Genomic DNA, 20,951 nt, shown 5'->3' on the forward strand with positions numbered 1-20,951 from the left:
GCTTTATTACCAGCCACCACCGCCTCCGCCACCCGCACCGCCGCCAGCACCACCACCGGAATAGCTTCGCCCCAACAAACTGGTATTGGCCCCCAGACTCAGGTGCATCTGTAATGAGAACAAAACGCCACTACGGGCAATTTCCGGAGCGCGAACAGCCGCTGTGAGTGATGGGGTGATACGTGCTGCCCATTCTCTGCCAAGGTTTGCCGAGACCGCCCAACCTAACAAAGCGTAATCCAGTTTCCGTGTTTCCCCTTTCCTCCGCCGCCCACTGTGTGTTGCTGCCTCTTTACGCGCAAGATAGTTAACGATAGCTTCACCGTGGGCATAACGTTGCTGCCCAGTTTGGGTAAACTTTGGCAGAAAAATATACCCCATGCCAGTGAGATAACCGGTCAGGAAAACAGCGCTAAAATAACCCGCAGGCATATACCAGTAAAAGAATACATCTCCGACATTGATGTAGAGAGAGTAAAAAGCCACACCTGAACAAATCAGTGGTAAAAACAAAGTGATGATTACACGATTTACGCAAGGCTTGTCATCATCGCGTGCAAACAAAAGATCAAGGGAACAAAATAAGAAAGGAAGAAGCCAGCAGATCATAATAAACATATCGCCTACCAGACTCATTCCTGCCCAGCCTACGGGACTCAGGTTACCGTAGAGAATGACCGCCAATATTGCCATTCCGCCCCATTGCAAAAACGCATCAGGTCGGTAAAACGAAGACTTTTTACGCGGCAGATAAAATTTCTGCATCCGTAAAAATGCACTGCGTAAGACTCTGTTACGCCCCCCCGTAAGAACGACCTTGTCACCTTTACGAAATAACGTTTCCAGTAATAACTGCTCTGCGGGCAGTAATACCGCATTATTTCTGGTCGCACCTTCATTAACACAGATCAGGGTTTGCTGATTTTTGTCATACTGATCTTCCAGATGAATTTTTCCTTTCACAATCAGATTTACAATATCGGCACAAAAACCTTTATCGTCGTAAACCAGCTTCGCATCGAGACGTAACATTCCGGGCGTGTAATCTGGCGGAATGACATCGGTTTCAATCACATCTACCGGCGTAAATTGCGGCCTGCGCTTCCAGAGATATAACCATCCACACGCCAGGAACAGACACGGAAACCAAATTAACAACGATGACGTAGAGGGTAAAAGAAGATGGCTGAAAATATTCGTCGTTTGTGGTGCCGGGGCATTACCAAGTAAAGCGTGAGGCCAGCGGTAGAGGACCGTGAAATCTTCACGATAAAACGGATCGCGGGATTCAATTCTTCCGTCCTCAAGGATGCGGCCATTTCGATATGTGTCGCCCTCTTCTCCGGTAAAGAGATCGATTTCGCTAAATGGATTACCCGCAATATTAGAGAACTGGAGAGAAAATCGGGTCTTATAAATTTCAAACGGCCAGTTGTTACCGGTCACGTTCCAGATTAGCAGATCAGAATCCCCCTCACGCAGGAAAGCATTTTTAACCTGATAATGAATTTGATAATGATAGTCGCCTTGAGGCAAGAAACGTTGTTTATCGCCCACGACAATGCTCATTAACCCGATATGCCAGTCAAGATGCCAGGGTTCAGGAACGCCGTCACGGGTGACGCCAACAATACGATAGTTCAGCAGTGCTGCGTCCCCATCAGGCTGCATCCATAGTCGTGGTAAATCACGATAAAATCCGTGCTTAATCTGCTGATTTCGCGCCTGAAAATGAATGTTCTCTTTGATGTCGAGCACCCCATCCGGTTGCAGGGTGGCTTCAACATCAAAAAGCGAGATCCCTTCTTCATAAGAAGGGATCTCCGTGTTTTTCGGATAACTCAACGAAGAGAAAAAAAGCCCAACTATCAACAGCAAAATGCAGCGAAACTTCCCTGCCATAGTCTTCCATCCGTGGAACGCAATTTGTTATAAGAAAGGCTTTACATCACCTACGCCTTCACGCACCACGACCGGCGTATCATCGGTGAGATCAATAACCGTTGTCGGTTTCTGCCCGAGATAGCCGCCGTGAATAATCAAATCCACCTGTTTTTCCAGACGGTCTTTAATTTCTTCCGGATCAGACTCGGTAAATTCGCTGCCAGGTAGCATCAGTGATGTGGAAAGCATCGGTTCGCCCAATGCTTCAAGCAACGCCTGCGCAATCGGGTTAGAAGGCACACGCATACCGATGGTTTTGCGTTTTTCCTGCAACAGACGGCGTGGCACTTCCTTCGTCCCTTTCAGGATGAAAGTGTAGTTACCCGGCGTATTGTTTTTCATCAAACGAAACGCAACGTTATCGACAAATGAATAGGTCGAGAGTTCAGAAAGATCGCGACACATCAGGGTAAAGTTGTGACCGTCCGGCAGCTGGCGAATACGACAAATACGCTCCATGGCGTTTTTATCTTCAATTTTACAGCCCAGCGCATAGCCGGAATCAGTTGGATAAACAATCACCCCGCCTTTACGCACGATCTCCACCGCCTGGTTGATCAGACGTTGCTGCGGGTTATCAGGATGAATATAAAAAAACTGGCTCATAATTCCCTCTCTGTGGTGTTCTGCGGCTGTTCCCATAGCTGCCAGACGCCTTCAACGCCTGCGGGCAGCCAGAGTTTACGACCCAGTTCGATCCACGGGCATGGCTGATGAAAATCAGATCCTTGTGATGCCCATAAATGGTGCTGGCGGGCAAGCGTCGCCAGTTGGGTGCGTTCATTGGGCGATTGCTGGCACTGCGCGACTTCCATCGCGTCGCCGTGGTGTTCGGCAAAATGCGCAACCAATCTTTTCAGCCATTTAGCACTAAGATTGTACCGCCCAGGATGAGCAAGCACCGCCTTACCGCCAGAATGATGAATGACATCAATAGCTTGTTCTATTGTACACCACTGTGGTGGAACGTATCCGGTTTTCCCGCGTGCCAGATATTTTTTAAAGACATCCGCTATTGAACTGGCTTTGCCACATTCAACCAAGAAACGCGCAAAATGACCGCGCGTCACCGCGCCGCCCTGCACCAGTCGTTGCGCGCCTTCCAGCGCCCCAGGTATTTGCGATTTTTCCAGTCTTTCGGCAATTAACTTCGCCCGCTGATTGCGCCGTTCTGTCTGCTGCGCGAGGAACTCACACATTAGCGGATGAGTAATATCAATATTCAGCCCGACAATATGAATTTCATGATTTTCCCAGACGGTGGATATTTCCACGCCAGGAATAAGATTCAGTGCCAGTCCTGAACGTGAAATTTCTTCTCTTGCTGGCGCGATTGCCGCTGTGGTGTCATGGTCGGTGATCGCCAGGGTGCCGACGCGCATCTCGACTGCACGGTGCACCAATGCTTCTGGCGTCAGGCAGCCATCGGAAGCTGTGGTATGGCTGTGCAGGTCATAAATCACTGCGTAATTCGTGTCGCTCAAGGCGCACTCCCGTTTTGGATAATGTTTTTGCGCCGACATCATAACGGTTCTGGCAAATATTCTGAAATGAGCTGTTGACAATTAATCATTGAACTAGTTAACTAGTACGCAAGTTCACGTAAAAAGGGTATCGACAATGAAAGCGATTTTCGTACTGAAAGGTTGGTGGCGCACTTCCTGAAACGGGCAGTGTATTCACCATGCGTAAAGCAACCAGATACCCAGCCCGCCTAATGAGCGGGCTTTTTTTTGAACAAAATTAGAGAATAACAATGCAAACACAAAAACCGACTCTCGAACTGTTAACCTGCGAAGGTGCTTATCGCGATAATCCGACCGCGCTTTTTCACCAGTTGTGTGGGGATCGTCCGGCAACGCTGCTGCTGGAATCCGCAGATATCGACAGCAAAGATGATTTAAAAAGTCTATTGCTAGTGGACAGTGCGCTGCGCATTACGGCATTAGGTGACACTGTCACAATTAAGGCGCTCTCCGGCAATGGCGAAGCCCTGTTGACACTACTGGATAACGCCCTGCCCGCTGGGGTCGATAATGAGCAATCGCCACAATGCCGCGTACTGCGCTTCCCCCCGGTCAGTCCACTGTTGGATGAAGACGCCCGCTTATGCTCCCTTTCGGTTTTTGACGCTTTCCGCTTATTACAGAATCTGTTGAATGTACCGAAGGAAGAACGGGAAGCGATGTTCTTTGGCGGCCTGTTCTCTTATGACCTTGTGGCGGGATTTGAAGATTTACCGCAACTGGCAGCGGAAAATAACTGCCCTGATTTCTGTTTTTATCTCGCTGAAACGCTGATGGTTATCGATCATCAGAAAAAAAGTACCCGTATTCAGGCCAGCCTGTTTGGTCAAAATGAAGAAGAAAAACAACGTCTCACTGCTCGCCTGAACGAACTTCGCCAGCAACTGACCGAAACCGCGCCACCGCTGCCGGTAGTTTCCGTGCCGCATATGCATTGTGAATGTAATCAGAGCGATGAAGAGTTCGGTGGCGTAGTGCGTTCGTTGCAAAAAGCGATTCGCGCCGGAGAAATTTTCCAGGTCGTACCATCTCGCCGTTTCTCACTGCCCTGCCCGTCATCGCTGGCGGCCTATTACGTGCTGAAAAAGAGTAATCCCAGCCCGTACATGTTTTTTATGCAGGATAATGATTTCACCCTGTTCGGCGCGTCACCGGAAAGTTCGCTCAAGTTTGACGCCTCCAGCCGCCAGATTGAGATCTACCCGATTGCCGGAACACGCCCACGAGGACGTCGCGCCGATGGTTCACTGGACAAAGACCTCGACAGCCGCATTGAACTGGAGATGCGTACCGACCATAAAGAGCTTTCTGAACATCTGATGCTGGTGGATCTCGCCCGTAATGATCTGGCACGCATTTGCACTCCTGGCAGCCGCTACGTAGCCGATCTCACCAAAGTTGACCGTTACTCTTACGTGATGCATCTCGTCTCCCGCGTGGTCGGTGAGCTGCGCCACGATCTTGACGCCCTGCACGCTTACCGCGCCTGTATGAACATGGGTACGTTAAGCGGTGCCCCGAAAGTGCGCGCCATGCAGTTAATTGCCGAGGCTGAAGGTCGCCGCCGCGGCAGCTATGGCGGTGCAGTAGGTTATTTCACCGCGCACGGCGATCTCGACACCTGCATTGTCATCCGTTCGGCGCTGGTGGAAAACGGTATCGCCACCGTGCAAGCCGGTGCTGGCGTAGTCCTTGATTCTGTTCCGCAGTCGGAAGCCGACGAAACCCGTAATAAAGCCCGCGCTGTACTGCGCGCTATCGCCACCGCGCATCATGCACAGGAGACTTTCTGATGGCTGACATTCTGCTGCTCGATAATATCGACTCTTTTACTTATAACCTGGCAGATCAGTTGCGCAGCAATGGGCATAACGTGGTGATTTACCGCAACCATATTCCGGCGCAAACCTTAATTGAACGTCTTGCGACCATGAGCAATCCGGTGCTGATGCTTTCTCCTGGCCCCGGAGTGCCGAGTGAAGCGGGTTGTATGCCGGAACTCCTCACCCGTTTGCGTGGCAAGCTGCCAATTATTGGCATTTGCCTCGGACATCAGGCGATTGTCGAAGCTTACGGGGGCTATGTCGGTCAGGCGGGCGAAATTCTTCACGGTAAAGCGTCGAGCATTGAACATGACGGTCAGGCGATGTTTGCCGGATTAACAAATCCATTGCCGGTAGCGCGTTATCACTCGTTGGTTGGCAGTAACATTCCGGCAGGTTTAACCATCAATGCCCATTTTAACGGCATGGTGATGGCGGTGCGTCATGATGCGGATCGTGTTTGCGGATTCCAGTTCCATCCGGAATCCATTCTCACCACCCAGGGGGCTCGCCTGCTGGAACAAACGCTGGCCTGGGCACAACAGAAACTGGAGCCGACTAATACGCTACAACCAATTCTGGAAAAACTGTATCAGGCGCAGACGCTTAGCCAACAAGAAAGCCACCAGCTGTTTTCAGCGGTGGTGCGTGGCGAGCTGAAACCGGAACAACTGGCGGCTGCATTGGTCAGCATGAAAATTCGCGGCGAGCACCCAAACGAAATCGCCGGAGCAGCAACGGCGCTACTGGAAAATGCCGCGCCGTTCCCACGCCCTGATTATCTGTTTGCCGATATCGTCGGCACCGGCGGTGACGGCAGCAACAGTATCAATATTTCTACCGCCAGTGCGTTTGTCGCCGCGGCCTGTGGGCTGAAAGTGGCGAAACACGGTAACCGCAGCGTCTCCAGTAAATCCGGCTCGTCGGATCTGCTGGCGGCATTCGGTATTAATCTTGATATGAACGCCGATAAATCGCGCCAGGCGCTGGATGAGTTAGGCGTCTGTTTCCTCTTTGCGCCGAAATATCACACCGGATTTCGCCATGCGATGCCGGTTCGCCAGCAACTGAAAACCCGCACCCTGTTCAACGTGCTGGGGCCACTGATTAACCCGGCGCATCCGCCGCTGGCGCTAATTGGTGTCTACAGCCCGGAACTGGTGCTGCCAATTGCCGAAACTTTGCGCGTGCTGGGGTATCAACGCGCAGCGGTGGTGCACAGCGGGGGGATGGATGAAGTTTCATTACACGCGCCGACAATCGTTGCCGAACTGCATGACGGCGAAATTAAGAGCTATCAGTTGACCGCTGAAGATTTTGGCCTGACACCCTACCATCAGGAGCAACTGGCAGGCGGAACACCGGAAGAAAACCGTGACATTTTAACACGCTTGTTACAAGGTAAAGGCGACGCCGCCCATGAAGCAGCCGTCGCGGCGAATGTCGCCATGTTAATGCGCCTGCATGGCCATGAAGATCTGCAAGCCAATGCGCAAACCGTTCTTGAGGTACTGCGCAGTGGTTCCGCTTACGACAGAGTCACCGCACTGGCGGCACGAGGGTAAATGATGCAAACCGTTTTAGCAAAAATCGTCGCAGACAAGGCGATTTGGGTAGAAGCCCGCAAACAGCAGCAACCGCTGGCCAGTTTTCAGAATAAGGTTCAGCCGAGCACGCGACATTTTTATGATGCGCTACAGGGTGCACGCACGGCGTTTATTCTGGAGTGCAAGAAAGCGTCGCCGTCAAAAGGCGTGATCCGTGATGATTTCGATCCGGCACGCATTGCCGCCATTTATAAGCATTACGCTTCGGCAATTTCTGTACTGACTGATGAGAAATATTTCCAGGGGCGCTTTGATTTCCTCCCCATCGTCAGCCAAATCGCCCCGCAACCGATTTTATGTAAAGACTTTATTATCGACCCTTACCAGATCTATCTGGCGCGCTATTACCAGGCCGATGCCTGTTTATTAATGCTGTCGGTGCTGGACGACGATCAGTATCGCCAGCTCGCTGCTGTAGCCCACAGTCTGGAGATGGGCGTGCTGACCGAAGTCAGTAATGAAGAGGAGCTGGAGCGCGCCATTGCATTGGGAGCAAAAGTCGTTGGCATCAACAACCGCGATCTGCGTGATTTGTCGATTGATCTTAACCGTACCCGCGAGCTTGCGCCGAAACTGGGGCACAACGTGACGGTAATCAGCGAATCCGGCATCAATACTTACGCCCAGGTGCGTGAGTTAAGCCACTTCGCTAACGGCTTTCTGATTGGTTCGGCGCTAATGGCCCATGATGATTTGAACGCCGCTGTGCGCCGGGTGTTGCTGGGTGAGAATAAAGTGTGTGGTCTGACGCGTGGGCAAGATGCTAAAGCAGCTTATGACGCGGGCGCGATTTACGGTGGATTGATATTTGTTACAACGTCACCGCGTTGCGTCAGCGTTGAACAGGCGCAGGAAGTGATGGCTGCGGCACCGTTGCAATACGTTGGCGTGTTCCGCAATCACGATATTGCCGATGTGGTGGACAAAGCTAAGGTGTTATCGCTGGCGGCAGTGCAACTGCATGGTAATGAAGATCAGCTGTATATCGATACGCTGCGTGAGGCTCTGCCAGCAAACGTCGCCATCTGGAAGGCTTTAAGTGTCGGTGAAACTCTTCCCGCGCGCGATTTTCAGCACATCGATAAATATGTATTCGACAACGGTCAGGGCGGGAGCGGACAACGTTTCGACTGGTCACTGTTAAACGGTCAATCGCTTGGCAACGTTCTGCTGGCGGGTGGCTTAGGCGCAGATAACTGCGTGGAAGCGGCACAAACCGGCTGCGCCGGGCTTGATTTTAATTCTGCTGTAGAGTCGCAACCGGGCATCAAAGACGCACGTCTTTTGGCCTCGGTTTTCCAGACGCTGCGCGCATATTAAGGAAAGGAACAATGACAACATTACTTAACCCGTATTTTGGTGAGTTTGGCGGCATGTACGTGCCACAAATCCTGATGCCTGCTCTGCGCCAGCTGGAAGAAGCTTTTGTCAGCGCGCAAAAAGATCCTGAATTTCAGGCCCAGTTTAACGACCTGCTGAAAAACTATGCTGGTCGCCCAACCGCGTTGACCAAATGCCAGAACATTACAGCCGGCACTAACACCACGCTGTATCTGAAGCGTGAAGATTTGCTGCACGGCGGCGCGCATAAAACTAACCAGGTTCTGGGCCAGGCTTTGCTGGCGAAGCGGATGGGTAAAACCGAAATCATCGCCGAAACCGGTGCAGGTCAGCATGGCGTGGCGTCGGCCCTTGCCAGCGCCCTGCTCGGCCTGAAATGCCGTATTTATATGGGGGCCAAAGACGTTGAACGCCAGTCGCCTAACGTTTTTCGTATGCGTTTAATGGGTGCGGAAGTGATCCCGGTGCATAGCGGTTCTGCGACGCTGAAAGATGCCTGTAACGAGGCGCTGCGCGACTGGTCCGGCAGTTATGAAACCGCGCACTATATGCTGGGCACCGCAGCTGGCCCACATCCTTATCCGACCATTGTCCGTGAGTTTCAGCGGATGATTGGCGAAGAAACCAAAGCACAGATTCTGGAAAGAGAAGGTCGTCTGCCGGATGCCGTCATCGCTTGTGTTGGCGGCGGTTCGAATGCCATCGGCATGTTTGCAGATTTCATCAACGAAACCGACGTCGGCCTGATTGGTGTAGAGCCAGGCGGTCATGGTATCGAAACTGGCGAGCACGGCGCACCGTTAAAACATGGTCGCGTGGGCATCTATTTCGGTATGAAAGCGCCAATGATGCAAACCGAAGACGGGCAAATTGAAGAGTCTTACTCGATTTCTGCCGGACTGGATTTCCCGTCAGTCGGCCCACAACACGCTTATCTCAACAGCATTGGACGCGCTGATTACGTGTCAATCACCGATGATGAAGCACTGGAAGCCTTTAAAACGCTGTGCCTGCACGAAGGGATTATTCCGGCGCTGGAATCCTCCCACGCGCTGGCCCACGCACTGAAAATGATGCGCGAAAACCCGGAAAAAGAGCAGCTGCTGGTCGTTAATCTTTCCGGTCGCGGCGATAAAGACATCTTCACCGTTCACGATATTTTGAAAGCTCGAGGGGAAATCTGATGGAACGCTATGAAACTCTGTTTGCCCGGTTGAAGGAGCGCAAAGAAGGCGCATTTGTTCCTTTCGTCACCCTCGGTGATCCGGGCATTGAGCAGTCGTTGAAAATTATCGATGCTTTAATCGAAGCTGGTGCTGACGCGCTGGAGTTAGGCATCCCCTTCTCCGACCCACTGGCGGATGGCCCGACGATTCAAAACGCCACACTGCGTGCCTTTGCGGCAGGTGTGACCCCGGCACAATGTTTTGAAATGCTGGGACTGATTCGCCAGAAACACCCGAACATTCCCATTGGCCTGCTGATGTATGCCAATCTGGTGTTTAACAAAGGCATTGATGAGTTTTACGCCCAGTGCGAGAAGGTCGGCGTCGATTCGGTGCTGGTTGCCGATGTGCCCGTGGAAGAGTCTGCGCCCTTCCGCCAGGCCGCGTTGCGCCATAATGTCGCACCTATCTTTATTTGCCCGCCGAATGCCGACGAGGATTTGCTGCGCCAGATTGCCTCTTATGGCCGTGGTTACACCTATTTATTGTCGCGTGCGGGCGTGACCGGAGCTGAAAACCGCGCCGCGTTACCTCTCAATCATCTGGTTGCGAAGCTGAAAGAGTACAACGCTGCGCCTCCATTGCAAGGATTTGGTATTTCCGCCCCGGATCAGGTAAAAGCAGCGATTGATGCAGGAGCTGCGGGCGCGATTTCTGGTTCGGCAATTGTTAAAATCATCGAGCAACATATTAATGAGCCAGAGAAAATGCTGGCGGTACTGAAAGCTTTTGTACAACCGATGAAAGCAGCGACGCGCAGTTAGTACGAGGCAAACCGCCAGAAAACATCTGGCGGTTTATTGATGGTAAAAAATTAGAAGCGGTAACCTGCAGAGAACATAAATACCCACGGGTCGAGGCGTACGTTGTCAGAATAGCGTCCTGCAGGCAGCACTGCGCCGTTGGATTTATATTTCACATCGGTATCGATATCCATGTACCAAACCGACATATTCAGCAGCCAGTCACGGTTGATGAGGTAATCCACACCGACTTGTCCTGCCACACCCCATGAATCTTTCAGACTAAGGTCGGATAAACCAAGACCTTCACCGGTGTCATTGAAGTCATTATTAAAAAAGGTGGTGTAATTAATACCCGCACCAATGTAAGGACGGAATTTACTGCCGGAATCGCCAAAATACCATTGTGCCATCAGCGTTGGCGGTAAATGGTGGACTGTTGCAATATCTCCAGTTGTGGCTGTGCCAACCTTATGACGAAACGGCGATGCCGCCAGCAATTCCACACCAATGTTATCGGTCGCCATATAAGTGAAGGTCAGCCCCAACTGAGTGTTATTAGTTACACTAAATCCCCCCAGACTTCCCAGTGTCCCGCCCGCACCTTCTGTCGGGCGCACAGTCGCCGAACCAGCACGCATAAAAAATTCGCCTGCTTCATGCGCAAAGGCACTGCCAGAGAGAAGAGTTGTTACTGCCAAAGCCGCCACTGTTAACTTTTTCATATCCGCTCCGTCGTTATGGTTATAAAAACGTGACGAATATACCCACATTGGAGTAACAAATGATCCTACATAGATCACATTACATTTGTTAATTCACCATTTTTTGATCCAGATTAATTTATAACTTGCATTGCAAGTCCTAGTTAAAATGATTTAAATCAAATTCGATATATTCCCCTTACGGAAATATTCTTTTGCTTCCCTCTTGCGCTTACCGAAAGAGATGACTAATTTATTTTCCCACGTTATTAATGAATCGTTTCATTGTTGCAGGTGAAATCATGAGCGATCTTAATCCATGTATGTCGTGTGGAGCGTGTTGTGCTTTTTTCCGTGTCTCTTTTTACTGGGCTGAAGGTAGTGATGCTGGAGGTTGCGTTCCGGTGGAATTGACTGAGCCCGTCAGTCCTTTTTTGCGTTGTATGGCAGGAACAAAGCAAAAACCCTGCCGCTGCATTGCCCTTGACGGAACGCCTGGGGAATCGGTGAGCTGCAAAATTTATCCAGACAGACCCTCAACCTGTCGGGAATTCAGCATTTCTGGCGAAGCAGGGGAAATCAACGAGGCCTGTAATCGTGCCCGAGCATGGTACGGATTACCACTGCTTTACAAAGATATGCCTTTCCATACAAGTGCAGATGCTGCCACTGAGGCATTAACCAGGGTACAATTGCCGGCTAATTAACACCTGCAAAAACTCAAGGAGAGTGCATGTCTATCACGGCGCAGTCCGTATACCGTGACACCGGAAACTTTTTCCGCAATCAATTTATGACCATCTTGTTGGTATCATTGCTTTGTGCGTTTATCACCGTGGTAATTGGGCATGTATTCTCACCCAGTGAAGCGCAGCTCGCATCGTTAGATAAGGTCGAGACATTGTCAGATAACGCCGGGCTGTTTGAGATTGTGCAAAATATGTCGCTGGAACAGAAGCAAGTCCTTGTTCAGGCATCAGCAGCTTCTACTTTTTCAGGATTAATCGGTAACGCTATTCTGGCAGGCGGCATGTTACTGTTAATTCAGTTGGTTTCTGCGGGACATCGCGTTAGCGCTTTACGTGCTATTGGTGCCAGTGCCCCGATCCTGCCTAAGTTGTTTATTCTGATCTTCCTGACCACACTTATGGTACAAATTGGCATTATGTTTGTGGTTGTACCGGGTATTTTGATGGCCATTGTGCTGGCACTTGCACCTGTCATGCTGGTGCAGGACAAAATGGGCGTTTTCGCCTCAATGCGCTCCAGTATTCGACTAACATGGGCAAATATGCGGCTTATCGCCCCGGCCGTTCTCAGTTGGTTGCTGGCAAAAACAGCATTGTTATTGCTCGCCTCCCGATTCGCTGCATTAACCCCGGAAGTTGGCGCCATACTGGCAAACACGTTGAGCAATCTTTTTTCTGCCGTTTTGCTCATTTATCTGTTCCGTCTGTATATGTTGATCCGCCAATAATCCTGAAGTATTTGATTACGGAATCGTAAAATGAAGCAGTTTCTTGATTTTCTACCGCTGGTTGTTTTTTTCGCGTTTTATAAGATTTATGACATCTATGCGGCCACTGCGGCGCTTATCGTCGCCACCGCTATAGTGTTGATCTACAGTTGGGTGCGTTTTCGCAAAGTCGAAAAAATGGCCCTTATAACCTTTGTGTTAGTGGTCGTCTTCGGAGGACTAACACTGTTCTTCCATAATGATGAATTTATTAAATGGAAGGTGACAGTGATTTACGCTCTGTTTGCTGGTGCTTTGCTGGTCAGCCAGTGGGTTATGAAAAAACCACTGATCCAACGTATGTTGGGTAAAGAACTATCGCTACCTCAACCGGTCTGGTCGAAACTAAATCTGGCCTGGGCCGTATTTTTCATCCTCTGTGGGCTGGCGAATATCTACATTGCATTCTGGCTACCACAAAACATTTGGGTGAATTTCAAAGTTTTTGGGCTGACAGCATTAACATTAATCTTTACGCTGCTGAGCGGTGTTTATATCTACCGCCATCTTCCTCAGGACGATAAATCCTGAGCAAAGCGCCAGTCCTGCAGGGCTGGCGCTTTCTTTTCACCTCTGTTCTCGTTTCGCAAATCATAGTAGCATCGCGCCTGTAATCTTTCTTTTAAGTCGGTTCTAGCATGACAACAACAAATAACGTCCCTCAGGGCGATCTGGTTTTACGCACTCTGGCAATGCCAGCTGATACCAATGCCAACGGTGATATTTTTGGTGGTTGGTTAATGTCACAAATGGATATTGGTGGCGCCATTCTGGCAAAAGAAATTGCGCACGGTCGTGTGGTGACTGTTCGCGTCGAAGGAATGACTTTTTTACGTCCAGTTGCGGTCGGTGATGTGGTGTGCTGCTACGCACGCTGTGTTAATAAAGGCACTACTTCGGTCAGCATTAATATTGAAGTTTGGGTGAAGAAAGTCGCTTCCGAACCGATTGGACAGCGCTATAAAGCCACTGAGGCGTTGTTTAAATATGTTGCAGTGGATCCCGATGGAAAACCTCGACCACTGCCCGTACCGTAATAGCAAAAGCCTCCTGTCCGGAGGCTTTTGTTTTTTATGGCTGATTATTGGATTTGGGTTGCTCCATTCATCCGGAACAAAATATTAACCACAATTCCACTTCCCGGTTTGCCGGGTTCGTAACGCCATTTGCGCATTGCAGTTTTTACATCTTTTTCAAACATATTTGCCGGTTTGGCCGAGAGGATCTGTACATTATCTACTCTACCATCAGGCGTTACGTCAAACTTTACTTTAACCTGCCCTTCAAGTCGTAATGCCTGAGCTCGTCTCGGATACTGCGGCGAGTTACGACTTAGCGCACGAGGTCCAGACGCAACACTCGCCACTGGTCTGGCATTTGCTGCCGTAGCAGTACTGCTAGTCGGACGTGCAGCGGCGTTATTATCAAAAGGTGATGCCGCACGAGGTTCTGCTGGTGGTACATCTCGCTTTGGTTGTTCCTGCACCTTTTTCACTGGCTTTGGTTTTGGCTTAGGCTTCGGTTTAGGTTTCTCAATCACCACTGGTGCTTCTTTTGGCGGTTCAGGAATGGGTTCTGGCTCCGGTTCAGGTTCCGGCTCAACCACGGGTTGCGGTGGCGGTTGTACAGCCTGCGGCGGCTCCAGATCGGCTGGTGCAACCATTGTTACTGAAATAGGCTGCGCAGGCGCAGGTAGCTCAATAACCTGATGTACCGAGGTATAAAGAATTCCCGCCACAAGTGCACCGTGAATGCAGACCGAAAGTAACGCTGGCCAGGGAAAGCGACGAGGTAAATCAAGCGTCATTGAAGTCATAATCGTTTCAGTTAAAAAACCAGGCCCTGATTTTAAATGCAAATAGCAATCATATTCAATAAGGCAACAGAGCTGAGCACGATGAAATGGCATTTTTATCCGAAAATAACCTTTCTAAAGGTATGGTTGTAACAAATCCACTATCTTTGCGTTGCAGTTGTGAGATGTTTCAAATAACGTACTTCACAACTTTACCGACCAAGGAGCTCTACCCGTGCTATATGTCATCTACGCTCAAGATAAAGCCAATTCACTGGAAAAGCGCCTGTCTGTGCGCCCTGCTCATCTGGCGCGTTTACAGGTTTTACATGATGAAGGCCGTCTGCTAACCGCAGGCCCAATGCCTGCTGTAGACAGCAACGATCCTGGTGTAGCCGGTTTTACTGGCTCTACAGTTATTGCTGAATTTGAATCACTGGAAGCAGCCCAGGCATGGGCAGATGCAGATCCGTACGTTGCGGCAGGCGTCTACGCACAGGTGTCGGTGAAACCTTATAAAAAAGTCTTTTGATAAATTCGAAGGGGCACCTGTTAACGGTGCCCTTTGTCATCAAATGTCGTATATCGCGAACAACAGCGAATTACGTTGATGATTGAGTAGACACTTCCTGATGGAGTGGATTCGCATATTGCGACGTGATTGCCCTTCAAGCCAACGCGCTTTACGACGACTCGCTTGTCGTTGCATCCGCCAGCGTCCCACTTCCGTTCGACTACGCTTCATGTTAATCACTCTTACAATACCAGAGTGCTTATTATACCCCCACATCATGAGCAAACCAGTTAATTTCCCCTGTTTTTATTTGCCAGATGAATCCTTATGCGTAAACTCATAACAATACGCTTTCAAAAGGATTTTTAATCTATGACAACCTTCTACACGGTGGTGAGTTGGCTGGTCATTCTGGGATACTGGTTACTCATCGCTGGCGTAACATTACGTATTCTAATGAAACGTCGTGCAGTTCCCTCCGCAATGGCCTGGTTGCTGATTATCTACATCCTGCCGCTGGTGGGCATTATTGCTTATCTCTCTTTTGGTGAACTTCATTTAGGTAAACGCCGTGCTGAACGAGCCAGGGCGATGTGGCCTTCAACCGCAAAATGGCTTAACGACCTGAAATCCTGCAAGCACATATTTGCAGAAGAGAACAGTAGTGTTGCTTCTTCTTTATTTAAGTTGTGTGAACGTCGCCAGGGGATCGCAGGAGTAAAAGGTAACCAATTACAACTGCTCACCGATTCTGATGATGTGATGCAAGCTCTAATCCGCGATATTCAGCTTGCCCGCCATAATATTGAGATGGTGTTTTATATCTGGCAGCCTGGTGGCATGGCCGATAAAGTCGCTGAGTCATTAATGGCTGCAGCTCGTCGTGGTATTCATTGTCGACTGATGCTTGATTCTGCTGGCAGTGTGGCTTTTTTCCGTAGCCCATGGGCAGCCATGATGCGAAATGCAGGTATTGAAGTAGTCGAGGCGCTGAAAGTTAACCTGATGCGTGTCTTTTTGCGACGCATGGACCTTCGCCAGCACCGCAAAATGATCATGATCGACAATTATATCGCTTACACTGGCAGCATGAATATGGTCGATCCGCGCTTCTTTAAACAAGATGCCGGTGTAGGCCAGTGGGTAGATGTCATGGCGCGCATGGAAGGCCCCATCGCGACAGCTATGGGCGTGATTTATTCCTGCGACTGGGAAATTGAAACCGGTAAACGCATTCTGCCACCGCCGCCTGACGTCAATATCATGCCATTTGAGCAAGCCAGCGGTCATACCATTCACACCATTGCTTCTGGCCCTGGCTTCCCGGAGGATTTGATTCACCAGGCCTTGCTGACTGCAACATATTCAGCTCGTGAATATTTAATTATGACGACACCCTACTTCGTGCCCAGTGATGACTTGCTACATGCAATTTGTACTGCTGCACAGCGTGGCGTGGACGTCAGCATTATCCTGCCACGTAAAAATGACTCTATGCTGGTTGGTTGGGCCAGTCGTGCTTTCTTCACCGAATTGCTGGCAGCCGGAGTTAAAATTTACCAGTTTGAAGGTGGTTTATTACATACCAAGAGCGTACTGGTTGATGGTGAGCTTAGTCTTGTCGGTACAGTTAATCTGGATATGCGCAGTTTGTGGCTTAATTTTGAAATCACACTCGCCATTGACGACAAAGGATTCGGCGCTGATCTCGCCGCAGTACAGGATGACTATATCTCCCGTTCCCGGCTTCTTGATGAACGGTTGTGGTTAAAACGACCACTCTGGCAGCGAGTCGCAGAGCGATTGTTTTACTTCTTCAGCCCGTTGCTGTAAAACGTGCCAAACGAAGTTAACCAGGTAGTCATTATGGATATGGATCTGAACAATCGCCTGACTGAAGATGAAACGCTTGAGCAGGCTTATGATATTTTTCTCGAGCTTGCTGCCGATAATCTCGACCCGGCAGATGTTCTATTATTTAATTTACAGTTTGAGGAGCGTGGTGGCGCGGAATTATTTGATCCGTCGGAAGACTGGCAGGAACATGTCGATTTTGACCTGAACCCTGACTTTTTTGCGGAAGTCGTGATTGGTTTGGCCGATAGCGAAGATGGCGAAATCAACGATATTTTTGCTCGCATTTTGTTATGCCGCGAAAAAGATCACAAACTTTGCCATATCCTCTGGCGTGAATAATGACAATGAGCAGCATATGCTGCTCATTCAGAGTGTTGACAAAATGCGCTTTGTTCATGCCGGACCCGGCTTGAAAGCCTTATCCAGGCTACAGAAACATGTAAATTCAGTATATTGCAGAGCTCACGTAGGCTGATAAGGCGTAGCGCATCAGGTAATTATGCCTTTGTCATCAGCCCCTATTATTCGCCTTTCTCTGGTAATAATTCACCGCCACAGAGGCGACAATATTTTGCATCAAGAGCGTGATCTGCCGTATGGCAATGCCAACATTGACGCCGTTTTCTTTTCTGTTGTAATTCAGTGGTAAGTTGCGCAGTGATGATCCCCGTTGGGATGGCAATAACTGAGTAGCCAATCAAAATCAAAATCGACGATACCCACCTTCCCGCTTCTGTGTGCGGTGTAATATCACCATACCCTACCGTAGTTACTGTTACGATTGCCCAATACACCGACGTACCCAGTGAATTAAAACCGTTGGTTGTCCCTTCAATGGCGTACATCAGTGCACCAGCAACAATCATGACAATGCCGATAAAGGTATAGAACAGAACCAACTGATGGCGGGCATTAATAATTGCCTGCCACAAACTGGTTAATGCAGGCATAAATCGTAAAAGACGTAATATCCTCAACGCCCTTATTGCACGCATCGCTCGCCAGGCAAACAGATAATTAAGGCCAATCTCCGGCCATAACCACATAACGTACAGCGGGAGGATTGTCGCCAAATCAATAAATCCCCAAAAACTGAATACATAACGAACAGGACTGGGCCAACTTAATACCCGCAGAAAATATTCAGTAGTAAAGATAAATGTGAAAAAAAACTCTGCCCAGACAAAGAGATGCCATTGTTCATAAGTTAGCTGGTATTCAGTACCAACGCCGGATTCGATAAAAATAACGATAACGCTCAGTAATGCCAGAAAACCGAGCAAGGCTTCGCAACGTCTGCCAGATTTGTGGTGCTGATCAAAAAGAAAGTGGTAAACCCGTTGGCGATATCCTGAAATGCTGCCTGCCATCTGCACCTCCCTTGTAAAAAGGGCCAGCAATTTGCCAGCCCTTTGACGCTTTATAACGGGTCTACTTTCAGACAAGAGACAGCGTGTCGGAAACTCCCCTCCAGTACTGGACGCGTTTTTGCGCACTCCGGTCCGGCAATCGGACAACGGGTACGGAAGACACAGCCAGAAGGTGGATTAATTGGTGAAGGCAGCTCCCCTTCCAACAACTGAATTGTTTTATTCTTTTCCAGATCAGGATCAGGAATCGGCACTGCCGACATCAATGCTTTGGTATAGGGATGTAATGGGTTGTGATATACCTCATCGTAAGTGCCCAGTTCGACAGCATGTCCGAGATACATCACTAACACACGATCAGAAATGTGTTTTACCACCGCCAAATCGTGCGCAATGAAGATTAAAGAAAGCCCCATTTCCCGCTGCAACTGTTGCAGCAAATTAACCACTTGCGCCTGAATAGACACATCCAGCGCCGACACTGGTTCGTCACAGATAATTAGCTTCGGTTCGAGAATCAGTGCCCGGGCAATACCAATCCTCTGACATTGACCGCCTGAAAACTCATGGGGATAGCGGTTAATCAGATTAGGCAACAACCCCACTTTCAGCATCATCCCTTTCACCCGCTCGCGCACTTCCTGACGTGGCATTTTCGGATGATAAGTTCGTAGTGGTTCGGCAATAATTTCGCCAATAGTCATACGCGGATTCAGTGAGGCCAGTGGGTCCTGGAAGATCATCTGAATATCGCTGCGCACCGCACGCCACTCATCAGGTTTCATCCCCAGTAACTCTTTGCCTAACCAGGCAACACGCCCATCTGTCGCTTTAACCAGGCCAATGATGGCGCGAGCAAAAGTGGATTTTCCACATCCAGACTCACCCACGACGCCCAGCGTTTCCCCTTCATACAGTCTGAGTGTTACCCCATCAACGGCTTTTAGTGTTTTTGCCGGTTGCCAGAACCATTGTTTGCCATCTTTGATATCAAAATGAACTTTGAGATCAGCTATTTCGAGGAGAACTTTTCTTCCTTCCGCTACAGCATTCATAAAAGTTCCTCCACCGGTTTATAACAAGCACGCAAGCGACCAGGACTGAATTCTTCTAACGGCGGAGCGCTACTACAAATCTCCATCGCATGTGGACAACGCGGCTGAAATGGGCACCCTTTAGGTAAACGCAGCAGGTTTGGCGGATTACCGGGGATGGTCAGCATCGTCTCACCTTCGGCATCCAGACGCGGTACAGCATTAAGCAGACCAATAGAATAAGGATGAACGGGTTGATAAAAGACATCGCGAGCGTTGCCATATTCCATCGTGCGCCCGGCATACATCACCAGTACCTTGTCACAAATCCCGGCAACCACACCGAGATCATGCGTAATCATAATAATGGCTGTGTTAAATTCCCTTTTCAGTTCATTTAACAAGGTCATGATTTGTGCCTGTACGGTCACGTCCAGTGCGGTGGTTGGTTCGTCGGCAATCAACAGTTTTGGTCTGCATAGCAGTGCCATCGCTATCATCACACGCTGACGCATTCCGCCAGAAAATTCATGGGGATACATTTTCATCCGCTTACGTGCTTCTGGCATTTTTACCGCATCAAGCATACGTACCGATTCTTCAAAGGCTTCGGCTTTGCGTAACCCTTTATGCAGCATCAATACTTCCATCAGTTGCTCGCCGACTCGCATATAAGGATTTAACGAGGTCATCGGGTCCTGGAAAATCATTGATATCTGTTCAGCACGCAGCTTATTCAGCTCGTTTTCTGGTAAGTTCAGGATCTGGCGCCCATTAAAGGTTGCACTTCCGCCGATACGACCGTTCGCTGCCAGTAACCCCATTAGCGCGAACGCGGTTTGTGATTTGCCGGAACCAGACTCCCCCACAATCCCCAATGTCTCACCGGCGCGCAGGGAAAAGTTGAGATCATTTACTGCTGTCACATCACCGTCCGGCGTACTAAAGGTGACACGTAAATCTTTCACGTTCAGCAGTGCATCAGCCTGTTGTTGCGCGAGTGGCGCAGTTGCGGTTTCAATTACGCTCATGGCTGCACTCCTTAACGGTCTTTCGGATCGAGGGCATCACGTAAGCCATCGCCGATAAAGTTGAAACAAAATAGTGTCACTACCAGGAAGCCAGCCGGGAACAGCAGCAACCACGGCGACACTTCCATGGAGTTCGCACCATCGCTGAGCAGCGCCCCCCAACTACTGAGCGGCTCTTGCGTACCGAGGCCAAGGAAACTCAGGAAGGATTCAAAGAGGATCATGCTTGGCACCAGCAGCGAAGCGTAAACCACAACTACCCCCAACACATTTGGCACGATGTGGCGAATTACAATACTGGCGGTAGAGACGCCCCCGACTTGCGCCGCTTCAATAAACTCTTTTCGTTTCAGGCTCAGAGTCTGTCCACGGACGATACGTGCCATATCCAGCCATGAAACCATGCCGATCGCGACAAAAATCAGCAGGATATTCTGCCCAAAGAACGTTACCAATAAAATTACAAAGAACATAAATGGGAAGGAGTTGAGGATTTCCAGCAGGCGCATCATGACAGAATCCACCTTGCCACCGAGATAGCCTGAAAGTGAACCGTATAATGTACCCACGAGCACTGCAACCAGGGCTGCAGCTATCCCCACCATCAGAGATATTCGCCCACCAATTGCCACGCGCACCAGCAGATCACGTCCGGAGGAATCGGTGCCAAAATAGTGACCAGATTCCATATCCGGTGCACTGGACATCATTCCCCAGTCGGTATCAAAGTAGGTAAACTGAGAAAGCATTGGTGCCAGGGTGACAAACAACGCAATGATCACCAACACAATAAGACTGGTGACGGCAGCACGGTTGTGCATAAAACGACGGCGCGCATCCTGCCATAGACTACGCCCTTCAACTTCCAGCTTGTCACTGAAATTTTCCAGCGCCTCGCTGTTTTTCTTACTTAACATCAT

The 20,951-nt window shown here is 49.7% G+C and carries 23 protein-coding genes and 1 other annotated feature; of the genes, 13 read left to right on the forward strand and 10 right to left on the reverse strand.

The annotated features are described in order from the left end of the window. Positions 1–6: 6 nt before the first annotated feature. From EFER_RS08490 to rnm, 3 genes are read right to left on the reverse strand one after another with little or no spacing between them, the layout of a single operon-like run. Positions 7–1,902: a DUF2207 domain-containing protein gene (locus tag EFER_RS08490; RefSeq protein WP_015953438.1), complete on the reverse strand. Its 1,896-nt coding sequence runs from the start codon at positions 1,900–1,902 to the stop codon at positions 7–9. Between the two features lie 27 nt (positions 1,903–1,929). After that, on the reverse strand, positions 1,930–2,550 hold the full coding sequence (locus EFER_RS08495) for an L-threonylcarbamoyladenylate synthase (RefSeq protein ID WP_001295575.1): 621 nt from the start codon (positions 2,548–2,550) through the stop codon (positions 1,930–1,932). Beyond that, positions 2,547–3,428 (reverse strand): RNase RNM, encoded by an 882-nt coding sequence (gene rnm, locus EFER_RS08500; RefSeq protein ID WP_015953439.1) that lies wholly within the window; start codon positions 3,426–3,428, stop codon positions 2,547–2,549. The genes EFER_RS08495 and rnm overlap by 4 nt, the downstream gene beginning before the upstream one ends. Before the next feature lie 136 nt (positions 3,429–3,564). On the opposite strand from rnm, the gene trpL reads away from it, so the two are divergent. The 6 genes from trpL to trpA all read left to right on the forward strand — a co-directional run bounded on the left by trpL (position 3,565) and on the right by trpA (position 10,231). Continuing rightward, complete coding sequence (gene trpL / locus EFER_RS22955) at positions 3,565–3,609, forward strand: trp operon leader peptide (RefSeq protein WP_001700591.1); 45 nt, start codon at positions 3,565–3,567, stop codon at positions 3,607–3,609. Then, positions 3,586–3,679 (forward strand) — a sequence feature (Trp leader region). Its footprint overlaps the gene before it by 24 nt. 21 nt (positions 3,680–3,700) lie before the next feature. Beyond that, positions 3,701–5,263, forward strand: a complete 1,563-nt coding sequence (trpE, locus tag EFER_RS08505) for an anthranilate synthase component I (protein WP_001194573.1) — start codon at positions 3,701–3,703, stop codon at positions 5,261–5,263. Then, positions 5,263–6,858: a bifunctional anthranilate synthase glutamate amidotransferase component TrpG/anthranilate phosphoribosyltransferase TrpD gene (trpD, locus tag EFER_RS08510; protein WP_000763524.1), complete on the forward strand. Its 1,596-nt coding sequence runs from the start codon at positions 5,263–5,265 to the stop codon at positions 6,856–6,858. Before trpE ends, trpD begins: the two co-directional genes overlap by 1 nt. Further along, positions 6,859–8,220, forward strand: a complete 1,362-nt coding sequence (gene trpCF / locus EFER_RS08515; protein ID WP_000983876.1) for a bifunctional indole-3-glycerol-phosphate synthase TrpC/phosphoribosylanthranilate isomerase TrpF — start codon at positions 6,859–6,861, stop codon at positions 8,218–8,220. 11 nt (positions 8,221–8,231) lie between these two features. Continuing rightward, entirely contained in the window at positions 8,232–9,425 is a 1,194-nt protein-coding gene (gene trpB, locus EFER_RS08520; RefSeq protein ID WP_000209509.1) for a tryptophan synthase subunit beta, read from the forward strand. Continuing rightward, a complete protein-coding gene (gene trpA, locus EFER_RS08525; RefSeq protein ID WP_000443105.1) occupies positions 9,425–10,231 on the forward strand; it encodes a tryptophan synthase subunit alpha in 807 nt (268 codons plus the stop codon). Before trpB ends, trpA begins: the two co-directional genes overlap by 1 nt. Positions 10,232–10,281: 50 nt before the next feature. On the opposite strand, the gene ompW is transcribed toward trpA, so the two are convergent. Then, a complete protein-coding gene (ompW, locus tag EFER_RS08530) occupies positions 10,282–10,935 on the reverse strand; it encodes an outer membrane protein OmpW (protein ID WP_000737215.1) in 654 nt (217 codons plus the stop codon). 281 nt (positions 10,936–11,216) lie between these two features. On the opposite strand from ompW, the gene EFER_RS08535 reads away from it, so the two are divergent. The 4 genes from EFER_RS08535 to yciA all read left to right on the forward strand — a co-directional run bounded on the left by EFER_RS08535 (position 11,217) and on the right by yciA (position 13,467). After that, positions 11,217–11,621 carry a YkgJ family cysteine cluster protein gene (locus tag EFER_RS08535; RefSeq protein ID WP_002431519.1) on the forward strand — a complete coding sequence of 135 codons (405 nt, stop codon included), beginning with the start codon at positions 11,217–11,219 and terminating at the stop codon, positions 11,619–11,621. 26 nt (positions 11,622–11,647) lie between these two features. Continuing rightward, positions 11,648–12,391 (forward strand): YciC family protein, encoded by a 744-nt coding sequence (locus EFER_RS08540; RefSeq protein ID WP_000028520.1) that lies wholly within the window; start codon positions 11,648–11,650, stop codon positions 12,389–12,391. Positions 12,392–12,421: 30 nt separating this feature from the next. Beyond that, a complete protein-coding gene (locus EFER_RS08545) occupies positions 12,422–12,961 on the forward strand; it encodes a septation protein A (RefSeq protein WP_000808659.1) in 540 nt (179 codons plus the stop codon). A 107-nt stretch (positions 12,962–13,068) separates the two neighbouring features. Further along, positions 13,069–13,467, forward strand: a complete 399-nt coding sequence (yciA, locus tag EFER_RS08550; protein WP_000214055.1) for an acyl-CoA thioester hydrolase YciA — start codon at positions 13,069–13,071, stop codon at positions 13,465–13,467. Between the two features lie 44 nt (positions 13,468–13,511). On the opposite strand, the gene tonB is transcribed toward yciA, so the two are convergent. Next, on the reverse strand, positions 13,512–14,237 hold the full coding sequence (gene tonB, locus EFER_RS08555; RefSeq protein ID WP_024256450.1) for a TonB system transport protein TonB: 726 nt from the start codon (positions 14,235–14,237) through the stop codon (positions 13,512–13,514). A 223-nt stretch (positions 14,238–14,460) separates the two neighbouring features. Between tonB and EFER_RS08560 the strand changes: the two genes are divergently transcribed. Beyond that, entirely contained in the window at positions 14,461–14,757 is a 297-nt protein-coding gene (locus EFER_RS08560; RefSeq protein ID WP_000967601.1) for a YciI family protein, read from the forward strand. Between the two features lie 39 nt (positions 14,758–14,796). On the opposite strand, the gene EFER_RS08565 is transcribed toward EFER_RS08560, so the two are convergent. Continuing rightward, a complete protein-coding gene (locus EFER_RS08565) occupies positions 14,797–14,970 on the reverse strand; it encodes a YciY family protein (protein ID WP_032242938.1) in 174 nt (57 codons plus the stop codon). Positions 14,971–15,111: 141 nt separating this feature from the next. On the opposite strand from EFER_RS08565, the gene cls reads away from it, so the two are divergent. Beyond that, positions 15,112–16,572 (forward strand): cardiolipin synthase, encoded by a 1,461-nt coding sequence (gene cls, locus EFER_RS08570; protein ID WP_000206880.1) that lies wholly within the window; start codon positions 15,112–15,114, stop codon positions 16,570–16,572. A 33-nt stretch (positions 16,573–16,605) separates the two neighbouring features. Continuing rightward, positions 16,606–16,935, forward strand: a complete 330-nt coding sequence (locus tag EFER_RS08575; protein ID WP_000366965.1) for an HI1450 family dsDNA-mimic protein — start codon at positions 16,606–16,608, stop codon at positions 16,933–16,935. Positions 16,936–17,117: 182 nt separating this feature from the next. Here the strand turns inward: EFER_RS08575 and EFER_RS08580 are convergent, their stop codons facing one another. Genes EFER_RS08580 through oppC form a run of 4 tightly spaced genes read right to left on the reverse strand, consistent with a single transcriptional unit; the run spans position 17,118 to position 20,951 of the window. Continuing rightward, positions 17,118–17,966, reverse strand: coding sequence for a potassium channel family protein (locus tag EFER_RS08580; protein WP_000919075.1), 849 nt, complete (start codon positions 17,964–17,966; stop codon positions 17,118–17,120). Between the two features lie 50 nt (positions 17,967–18,016). Next, entirely contained in the window at positions 18,017–19,021 is a 1,005-nt protein-coding gene (oppF, locus tag EFER_RS08585; protein ID WP_000994660.1) for a murein tripeptide/oligopeptide ABC transporter ATP-binding protein OppF, read from the reverse strand. Further along, the gene (gene oppD, locus EFER_RS08590; protein ID WP_000110929.1) at positions 19,018–20,031 is read right to left on the reverse strand and encodes a murein tripeptide/oligopeptide ABC transporter ATP-binding protein OppD; all 1,014 of its coding nucleotides are present in this window, start codon (positions 20,029–20,031) and stop codon (positions 19,018–19,020) included. Before oppD ends, oppF begins: the two co-directional genes overlap by 4 nt. Before the next feature lie 11 nt (positions 20,032–20,042). After that, positions 20,043–20,951, reverse strand: coding sequence for an oligopeptide ABC transporter permease OppC (oppC, locus tag EFER_RS08595; protein ID WP_000979647.1), 909 nt, complete (start codon positions 20,949–20,951; stop codon positions 20,043–20,045).

Source organism: Escherichia fergusonii ATCC 35469, from assembly GCF_000026225.1.
Taxonomy (GTDB): domain Bacteria; phylum Pseudomonadota; class Gammaproteobacteria; order Enterobacterales; family Enterobacteriaceae; genus Escherichia; species Escherichia fergusonii.